This window comes from Thalassospira profundimaris, from assembly GCF_003326755.1.
GTDB lineage: Bacteria > Pseudomonadota > Alphaproteobacteria > Rhodospirillales > Thalassospiraceae > Thalassospira > Thalassospira profundimaris_B.
The window spans coordinates 256,665-265,922 of record NZ_JPWH01000004.1 but is presented as its reverse complement, the minus strand read 5'-3'; the positions used below and the strand labels follow the sequence as shown (position 1 = coordinate 265,922).

At 55.8% G+C, this 9,258-nt stretch carries 7 protein-coding genes; 4 read left to right on the top strand and 3 right to left on the bottom strand.

Annotated elements, in window-relative coordinates; translation table 11 throughout:
• Window positions 1-287 precede the first annotated feature (287 nt).
• Together TH25_RS07325 and TH25_RS07320 are read right to left on the bottom strand one after the other, a co-directional pair.
• Window positions 288-1,031 carry a phosphoadenylyl-sulfate reductase gene (locus TH25_RS07325; protein ID WP_114087763.1) on the bottom strand — a complete coding sequence of 248 codons (744 nt, stop codon included), beginning with the start codon at window positions 1,029-1,031 and terminating at the stop codon, window positions 288-290.
• Complete coding sequence (locus tag TH25_RS07320; protein ID WP_114087762.1) at window positions 1,031-1,588, bottom strand: precorrin-2 dehydrogenase/sirohydrochlorin ferrochelatase family protein; 558 nt, start codon at window positions 1,586-1,588, stop codon at window positions 1,031-1,033. The genes TH25_RS07325 and TH25_RS07320 overlap by 1 nt, the downstream gene beginning before the upstream one ends.
• A 277-nt stretch (window positions 1,589-1,865) precedes the next feature.
• On the opposite strand from TH25_RS07320, the gene TH25_RS07315 reads away from it, so the two are divergent.
• Window positions 1,866-2,933, top strand: coding sequence for a COX15/CtaA family protein (locus tag TH25_RS07315; RefSeq protein WP_114087761.1), 1,068 nt, complete (start codon window positions 1,866-1,868; stop codon window positions 2,931-2,933).
• Between the two features lie 19 nt (window positions 2,934-2,952).
• Here the strand turns inward: TH25_RS07315 and TH25_RS07310 are convergent, their stop codons facing one another.
• A complete protein-coding gene (locus TH25_RS07310) occupies window positions 2,953-4,227 on the bottom strand; it encodes a DUF3422 family protein (RefSeq protein WP_114087760.1) in 1,275 nt (424 codons plus the stop codon).
• Window positions 4,228-4,413: 186 nt separating this feature from the next.
• Between TH25_RS07310 and tldD the strand changes: the two genes are divergently transcribed.
• The 3 genes from tldD (at window position 4,414) to TH25_RS07295 (ending at window position 9,235) form a co-directional block, all read left to right on the top strand.
• Window positions 4,414-5,847: a metalloprotease TldD gene (gene tldD / locus TH25_RS07305; RefSeq protein WP_114087759.1), complete on the top strand. Its 1,434-nt coding sequence runs from the start codon at window positions 4,414-4,416 to the stop codon at window positions 5,845-5,847.
• A gap of 264 nt (window positions 5,848-6,111) precedes the next feature.
• Window positions 6,112-7,587, top strand: coding sequence for a surface lipoprotein assembly modifier (locus TH25_RS07300; RefSeq protein WP_147252994.1), 1,476 nt, complete (start codon window positions 6,112-6,114; stop codon window positions 7,585-7,587).
• A gap of 13 nt (window positions 7,588-7,600) precedes the next feature.
• Window positions 7,601-9,235, top strand: coding sequence for a FecR family protein (locus TH25_RS07295; protein WP_181847452.1), 1,635 nt, complete (start codon window positions 7,601-7,603; stop codon window positions 9,233-9,235).
• Window positions 9,236-9,258 lie beyond the last annotated feature (23 nt).

Below are 9,258 nucleotides of genomic sequence, written 5' to 3'. Positions count from 1 at the left end.
CCTGACGCGATAGGTTTTTGCGGGTGTCCATCTGGTGATTTTGGCCGAAGACCCGGTCAAACTGGATGCCGAAACCGCCTATCTGAAAATGCGCGATATCAAGGTTGAAACCGTGCTGATTGGCGGTCGCAGCGCACTTGATAGCTGATACATCAATGTTGATGCTTGATACAAAAATGTATCAACGGTTCGCAGCCTGATTACAACGCAAAAAAATACCCTGTCCGGGAAACCGGGCAGGGCAAGTTGCGGCTGATAACGGGATGATCAGCAAAAAGACATAAGGTTTAGATGATATAGTGAATGCCACATTCGGTTTTGTCCTGCCCGGCCCAGCGACCGGCACGGACATCCGAAACAGTCGGGTCCACGCGATCCGTGCACGGCATGCAGCCGATTGACATATAGCCTTCGGCTTCCAGCGGGTGGCGCGGCAGGGCGCGGTTTTCAAAAATATCCTCGATATCCTGGCGGTTATAGCCAGCCAGCGGATTGATCTTGATGCGGGTTCCTGCGGTTTCAATCACCGGCAACGCACCCCGTTCCCCACCATGAAAGCGTTTGCGCCCGGTCAGCCAGGCGTCATAGCCCTGCAAGGCACGCTGCAGCGGTTCGACCTTGCGGATAAAACAGCAGCGATTGCCATCTTTGGCAAACAGCATGCCTTCCGGGTCTTCGGCTTTCAGCTTTTCCTCGTCCGGACGCATGATGCGAATATTGGTCAGGCCCAATTGATCCACCAACTGTTCGCGGTAACGATGCGTTTCGCCAAACAGCTTGCGGGTATCAAGGAAAATTACCGGCAGGTTCGGGTCTACTTCGGCCACCAGGGCCAGCAGAGCCGCGGCCTCCGTCCCGAAGGACGAAGTCATGGTGATTTTACCGGCAAATTCCTCATGCACCATTGGCTCGATCAGGGAAATGCCCTGCAAATGGCCGTAACGATCCAGCAATTTGCGCGCCCGTTCGGTGGTTTCATCCACTGTCATGCTGCCGCCGGTGACAATGTCGTCCTCTCTCATCACGCGCATTACAACCACCCCCGCCGGTCAATATAGTCATCCGTCAGGCGGACAAGCTGTTTCATATCAGCCCCGGATTTGCGCCATTTGGCGCGCTGGTGTGCAAGCTCCCCCAGCCGTTCGCCCCAATGCGGGGACAGCCAGTTTTCAATTGCCCGGCGAATGCGCCCGGCGAGACGGGGGCTATGACCGTTGGTTGATACCGTTATAACCAGATCACCGCGCTGCACGCGGGCCGGGTTAAAAAAATCGCAATAGTCCTTTACGTCTTCGACATTTACGATTGTGCCAACGGCGCGGGCGGTGGTTGCCAGTTCGGCGGCTTTGGCCTCGGGCAAGTCCACCACGAACAGGATGGCAACGGCATTGATATCGGCAGAATTGGGCAGATAACGGTGCAGGCGGTCGCCCGCCTGGTCGGCCAGTTCGGCACTCGGCTCTTCGCTGTAAACGGTGACAAATCTGGCCCCATCACCGTCAAGCTGGCGCAAACGGTTTAACGTCGCCTCGCCATTGCCAACCAGCGCCACCGACAGGCGGCCCAGGTCCAGATTGATGGGAAACATCGTCGATCCTCTGAATACGGTTTTCTGTTTGTTGATTGCACTATGAGGGTGTGCTTTATTCAATTCAATACATTTTTTATGTGTTTTATTTGTATTGAACAATTTTTTAGTGTTTAAAATGTTATGTTATTGAAAAAGGATGCTTTACAAAGCCCTGCGGACAATGACGATTTTGTGATCAGACCTGCAAAGCCGTCCGATGCGGCTTTTCGTACAAAAACCGGAATTTTAAGCCTATAGTGCCGGTCAGATTTGCCTTGCCAAGCCAGAGGATTCGATGTCGCGCAGTGCTTCCCCCACCCTTCACCCTGCCACCGGCCTGACCGGGAATACAACACTACAGACCAATCGTTCGGTGGCCCTGTGGCTGTTTTTTTGTGCCTTCATGGTGTTTGTCATGGTGGTGATTGGCGGGCTGACACGACTGACGGAATCGGGCCTGTCGATTGTGGAATGGCATCCCTTTACCGGCATCATCCCGCCGCTCAACGAGGCGGACTGGCAACGCCTGTATGAAGAATATCGCCAATATCCCGAATTCCAGAAAATCAATGCCTGGATGTCGGTGGCCGATTTCAAGTCGATCTTCTGGCTGGAATTCATTCATCGCCTGTGGGGGCGGCTGATCGGCGTGGTGTATTTTATCCCCTTTGTGTGGTTTCTGGTCAAACGCAGCATTGATGGCACCACCAAATGGAAGCTGGCCGGGCTGTTTGTACTGGGCGGTTTGCAGGGCTTGATGGGCTGGTACATGGTCATGAGCGGCCTGGTAGACCGCCCCGATGTCAGCCAGTATCGCCTTACCGCGCATTTTGGCCTGGCCCTGATTATTTTCATTTCCCTGTTATGGGTCGGCCTGCAGCAATATGCCCCGCGCCCGGTGGGAACGGCCAAGTCACGGCGTATTTTGGGTGTGCTTGCCCTGATCCTGTTGACCGCCCTGTCCGGTGGTTTTGTCGCCGGAACCAATGCCGGATTTATTTACAATACCTTCCCGCTGATGGACGGGCATTTGATCCCGAGCGGCCTGTTTGCTTATGACCCAGCCTGGCTGGCGCCGTTCGAGGATATTAAAACCATCCAGTTTGACCATCGCTGGCTGGCAAAACTGACCTTCTGTGTTGTGCTGTTTTTCTGGTGGCGCACCACCCGGCTGGATATTACGGCTGCTCAAAAACACGCCTGCCACCTGATGCTGGCCGCCGTGTGCCTGCAAGTCGCCCTGGGCATTTCCACCCTGCTCAGCGTGGTGTGGCTGCCGCTGGGTGTCGCGCACCAGGCCGGTGCGGTACTGCTCATCGCGGCCACCACATATTGCGCCTACAAACTGCGTGATCCAGCTTAACTGAGCCTTAAAAAGTGCCCTAGCCCTGCCCGTCATCCCGGTGCAGGGCTTTTTTGATGCGGTGCATGGAAAACCAGATGATTGCCAACACCACCGGCACCGATGCGCCGCTGGCAACGGCGTCGTTGACCGGGATGCCAGCCCCTTTCAGGGCTTTGAACAGATAGCCGAGCAAGCCAACGGCATAATAGGTAATGGCGGCGACCGATAACCCCTCGACGGTTTGTTGCAGGCGCAATTGCAGCTTTACCCGGCGATCCATGCTGGCAAGCAGGTCGCGGTTTTGCGCTTCGAGCAAAATATCCACCCGGGTGCGCAACAGATTATTGGCCCGCGCCACCCGTTTGGACAAGACCTCCAGCCGGTCGCCGATATTCTGACAGGTACGCATTGCCGGGGCCAGGCGGCGTTCCATGAACTCGTTAAAGGTTTGCATGCCTTCAATGCGGTCTTCGCGCAGTTCAACCAGACGGGCCTGCAAAATGCGGTAGTAAGCCCGGGCCGCGCCAAAGCGGTAATTCAGCGAGGCGGCCATTTCTTCGGTCTGGGCGGCAAGGTCGGTCAGTTTTTGCAGGGTTTCTTCGTCGTTGGTGTGACTTGTGCTCGCCATTTCGGCAGTAATCGCCGACAGACGCGCATCAATCTCGGACACTTTGGGGGTGGCGGAATGGGCCAAAGGGAAAGCCAGCAGCGCCATCATGCGATAGACCTCGATTTCCTGTAACCGCTGAACCAGACGCCCGGCCTGCAAGCGTTCCAGACCATGATCACGGATCAGGATGCGGCCAAACCCGTCGCCATGCAGGCGAAAATCGGTCCAGATCAAGGCCCCGCGCCCCAAAACGCGGCTGCCCGTCAGGCCGTTATAATCAAACAGGCGGGCAATATCATCACTGCTGCGATCCTTTTGATCCATTGCGATATGCAAACCGACCAGCAATTGCCCCGGCACGGTTTCAAGCCAGTCGCGCGGGATCAAATTAATCACCGGGTCGTCAAAGGGATGATCAAAGGCGGCCTCGCGTTTGAAAACATAGACGGTAAATTCGGCGTGACGTTCCCAGATCACGGTAAAGCCGTCGCACGAGGCCTCGAAATATTTCTGGTCTTCGGCAGGGGGTGTCAGGGTGTAGCGGTCGCAAAATCCGCGAAAATGCGCGCGGACCTCGCCATCCAGGTCCTCGCCCGCGTGAAAGGCCAGACAGGTACAACGCACCGGACTTTCCACCCCACCAAAAGGACGGGCATGAATTTCATTGTGAAGGGCGATACGCAGGGGATGTTCAACAAACATTGCCACGGGCTTTCATCTTCGCCTTTGCCGGTCTATATAGGATGATTATAGAACCCTGTATAACCAAAAGCCGTGATGACAGATAGCCTGAAACCGTAAGGGAAAATACTGTCGGGGGTTTTGCATCATACAGGGCAGAATCACGCGTCATTCGCGCAGCGCGCCTGTGACGGCCAAGGAGGTTTTATGACCGATCTGAACAAAACCGATAACCTCTTTTTCGCCAAGGGCGAACTGGATCGTGACCGGCTGGAAAGCCAGGTGAATGATGCGTTATCTGCTGCCGAAGATGGCGAACTTTTTCTGGAATACCGCCAGTCCGAAAGCCTGACCTGGGATGATGGCCGCCTGCGCAGTGCCAATTTTGATACCGCCCAGGGCTTTGGCCTGCGCGCCGTGGCCGATGAAGCCACCGCCTTTAGCCATTCCAACGAACTTTCCAACGAAGCCGTGGGGCGTGCGGCCGAAACCGTCAAGGCGGTTGGCTCGGGCCGCTCTGGCAAGGTGGATTTGGGCTCGATCGGCACCAATGTATCGCTTTACACCGATGTAAACCCGCTGGGTGAAGCCACCTTTGAAGCCAAGGTGGACCTGTTGGGCAAGATCGATGCCTATGCGCGCGCCAAAGACCCGCGCGTGTCACAGGTTTCGGCCTCCATTTCCGGCAACTGGCAGGCAGTGCAGATCTGGCGGTCCGGCGGGCAGCGCATTGGCGACATTCGCCCGCTGGTGCGCTTTAACGTTTCTGTCGTTGTCAAGGATGGCGACCGGATGGAAAGCGGGTCGCACGGGCAAGGCGGGCGCATTGGATTTGACGGGTTCTTTGATGAAAAAACCTGGAAATCCGCCGTGGACGAGGCCCTGCGCCAGGCGATTGTCAACCTGGATTCGGTTGCCGCCCCGGCCGGTGAAATGACCGTTGTTTTAGGGCCGGGCTGGCCGGGCATTTTGCTGCATGAAGCCATTGGTCACGGCCTTGAGGGTGACTTTAACCGCAAGGGCACATCGGCCTTTGCCGGGCTGTTAGGCCAGCGCATTGCCGCCCCGGGTGTTACCGTGGTGGATGATGGCACCATTCATGACCGGCGCGGGTCGTTGTCGATCGATGATGAAGGCACACCGACCCAACGCACGGTGCTGATTGAGGATGGCATTTTAAAAGGCTTCATGCAGGACCGCCTGAATGCCCGTTTGACCGGGGTGAAATCCACCGGCAACGGGCGGCGTCAATCCTATGCCCATGCGCCCATGCCACGCATGACCAACACCTATATGCTGGGCGGGGAACATCACCCCGAAGAAATTCTGGCATCGGTGAAAAAAGGCATTTACGCGGTGAACTTTGCCGGTGGGCAGGTCGATATTACATCAGGCAAATTCGTGTTTTCGGCATCCGAAGCATATTTGATTGAAAATGGCAAACTGGGCGCACCGGTCAAGGGTGCGACCCTGATTGGCAACGGACCGGACAGCCTGACCAAGGTTTCCATGATCGGCAATGACATGAAACTGGATGACGGTATTGGCACCTGTGGCAAGGACGGACAAGGCGTGCCGGTTGGCGTGGGCCAGCCCACCCTGCGCATTGACGGGCTGACCGTTGGTGGCACCGCGATGTAAAATCGACCGCTGATTGGCAAATACCCCCTTAAGGAAGGTGCTGTCTTTTCAGGCGGCACCTTTTTTGTTGTGGCGGCGACATTTCATTTTACATCCGAAAGCATAATGCTTTTAGACGAATCTGCCCAAACGAATAGCGATCTAGAACTTTTCAACAAGTCCCGTTACGTTTATCCTCAATGAATATTGTGGGGAGAGTTGGCGAACCAAATTGTGCATTTTCATGAAGCACTGCTGCGCCAACCTGAAAACTGGGGTCTTGATTTGTCCTTATCAAATTTACGGTGCGGCAGGTTTGCCGTTGCTGGCATTTGTGCTGGTATTTCGCTGTTTGCCTTGGGGGGTGCACAGGCACAGGAACCTTCTGCCGTTGACGCGGCACAACGATCTGCCGAAATGCAGGAACAGTTTCAGGAACTGTCCAACGCGGCGGAAAAATCGCAGTTCCTGCTGAGTACTGATGATGGCAAAGGCATCACCTATGCCGATATTTTGCGCGATCCGGACAATATTGTGCTGAATTTCCGCTGGGCCAAGGCGCAAATGGCACAGGGCAATATTCGCGGCGCATCGGCCACGCTGGAACGCATCCTGATCCTGGACCCGGACCTCGCCCCCGTTCGCCTGTATTACGCGATCATTCAATATCGCCTCGATAGCCTGGATATTGCCCAGACCCAGTTTGAAAAACTGCGCGCCCTGCCAATCAGCCCGGAAGTTGCGGCCCAGATTGACCAATATCTTGATGCCATCAAAAAACGCCGCCAGCGGTTAAAACAAAGCCTGACGGTCAGTTTTGGGGTGCATTATGACAGCAACCGCAATTCCGCGCCAACCGATGATGAACGCCTTGTTTTGGGATCCCTGCAGCCGATCACCAATAGCGAAGACCGGCATCAATCCGATTTCGGCTATATGGCAGCGGCCCATTACGACATTACCTATGATCTGGGCTATCAGGCCGGGCATGACATTTTTGCCGGTGTCACCGGATATTATGATGACCAGGTTCGGCTTGATAACCTTGATGTCGGTACCGCAAGTTTTGAAGTGGGCGGGCACTGGCGCAGCCCTTACCTGACCATCACCCCCACCCTGATCCAGACAGCAGCCGAACTGAACAACGAAAAATTCCTGACCTCGCGCGGGGCGCGCCTGCGTGCGGACTGGAAAATACAGCCCGATACAACATTATGGGGACAGACCAGCTATTTTGACGAACGCTATGGCGCCACACCAGATTCCGCGGCCCTGCCGCTGCGTTCGGGGCAACGCTATCAGGGCAAGGCGGGTGTCACCTATGCCTGGGACAACCAGAACCGCACGACATTTGGCATGACGCTTGCGCGTAAAAGAGCCGCGCGCAGCTTTTATACCTATCGCACGGTCGAGGCGGAACTCAGCCATACGCTGCTTCTTGAAGGGGGCAGATATATTCTGGGCAGTTTTTCCTATGGTATTGACCGCTATCAGAACGCGGACTCGCTTGTTACGGGCAGCAACCCGATCATACGCAAGGATTACCCTCTGCGCGCCCGGATTTCTTATGGCTCGAACCTTTCTAACCTGATGAAGGCATCGTGGTTTGAAAGCGAAACCGGCCAAAGCATATATAACTTCCTCGCCCCGATTTCCTGGTCGATAACCGAAGAATACCAGGCGACTTCATCCAATATTGCCAACTACGACTATGACAATTGGCGCACACAGTTTCTGCTGTCGCGCCGTTGGGCATTTTAACCGGAGACGCGATATGACCAGATCACACAATCCTCATGCTGCGATCCACCCGTCAGGCAAGCACCGCCCCGGCCCCGTGATGCGGGGCACATTGGGCCTTTTGGCCGTTGGCAGCATCCTGTCAAGCCAGCCCGCCTTTGCGCGCGGCGAACAGGCCGGTGTCAGTGCCGCTGTGCGCGGCGAAGTGGAACTGGCCGAAGCCAAGGGCATTGTCGGCACCCAGGTTGAAAGCGGCCAGCCGATTTATCTGGGCGATTATATTACGTCCTCGGCCGGGTCGGGCATGCAGATATTGCTGATGGATGAAACGGTTTTTACCATCGGCCCCAATAGCGAAATCGCCATTGACGATTTTGTGTATGACCCGTCGAACAATCAGGGCCACATGACGGCCAGCATCACGCGCGGCGTTGTGCGCGTTCTGACCGGCAAGCTGGCCCATAACGACCCCAAAACCATGAAAATCAACCTGCCGGTGGGATCCATCGGTATTCGGGGCACACAATTCCTGGTGTCAATTGCGGATCCGTCAGCAGCCAGCCGCGGCAGCAACGGTCCTGTGGGTCCGGGCGGCAACTGGTCATCACAAACAATGCAATTTGCCCAAAACCAGTTGGGGGGCCAAATCCCGACCGGGCCAATTGTGGGGGTTGTCAATCTGGGTCCGGGAGCAGGCCGAAATGATTCCGGCTCCCGTCCCGGTGCTGTTGAACTGACATCGCTTAATGGTGTGACCCAGCCGCTTTCAAGCGAAGGGTTTGGGGCCTTTATCACCGGCGATACCGTGACACCGCCCACCCGCTTTCCCGCCGAACTGGCCGGGCTGGATATGAGCAGCCTGGTCACGCGCCCTTCACCACAAAACCGCAATAACAATAACAATAACAATAACAATGGCAATAACAATAGCAATGGCAACGGAAACGGTGGCGGGAATGGAAATAATGGCTCTGGCACATCATCAGCGGGCACATCTTCTTCGGGCGGCGGGGAAAACGCCCCGCTAAGCACGAATACCATGTCAACGGCCAACAGTCAGACTGGCCAAACCGTGGCCGGAACACTGGACGTGGCGATGACCCAAAGCACTGTCACCACCACATCAAGCACCGCGAGCAACGAAACCTCGCAGACGACGACAGATGTTCACAATGACCCGGATATCAACAACAATCCGGGAACATCGACGGACGCGGCAACCTACGAAGCAATGCGCGGGATCACGGAAGGAACCTATACCGGCTCCCAGTCGGTCGAGGGGGCGGGGCTGAGCTATTTCTCGGAAACGACTGTCGATTTCTCCAGCCGGTATATTGCGTCGCGTTTCAGCGACATTGTGGAGTCCCCATCCTTCAGCACGATGACGATCGATCCGGGACAGTCAACAAACGAGCCAAATAATCGTATGGACATGGTGCGATATTACGACGACGAAAGCAGCGGCCCGGTCATTTTCACCACCAAGGATTTCCTGGACATGAGCGAAGGCTGTGTGCAGATCGGCTGTGATGGCAAGGTGGTCTTCAAAACACCGACCAGCGTCGAGGTGGAACTTTCCACCAATGCCGTCCCTGACCCGGTCAAGGGGTCCTACGAGCTGACCAAGGAAGGCCCCGGGGACATTCCCCCAACTGGACCAGGGCAATAAGCCCGTGATCGAATAACGGAATT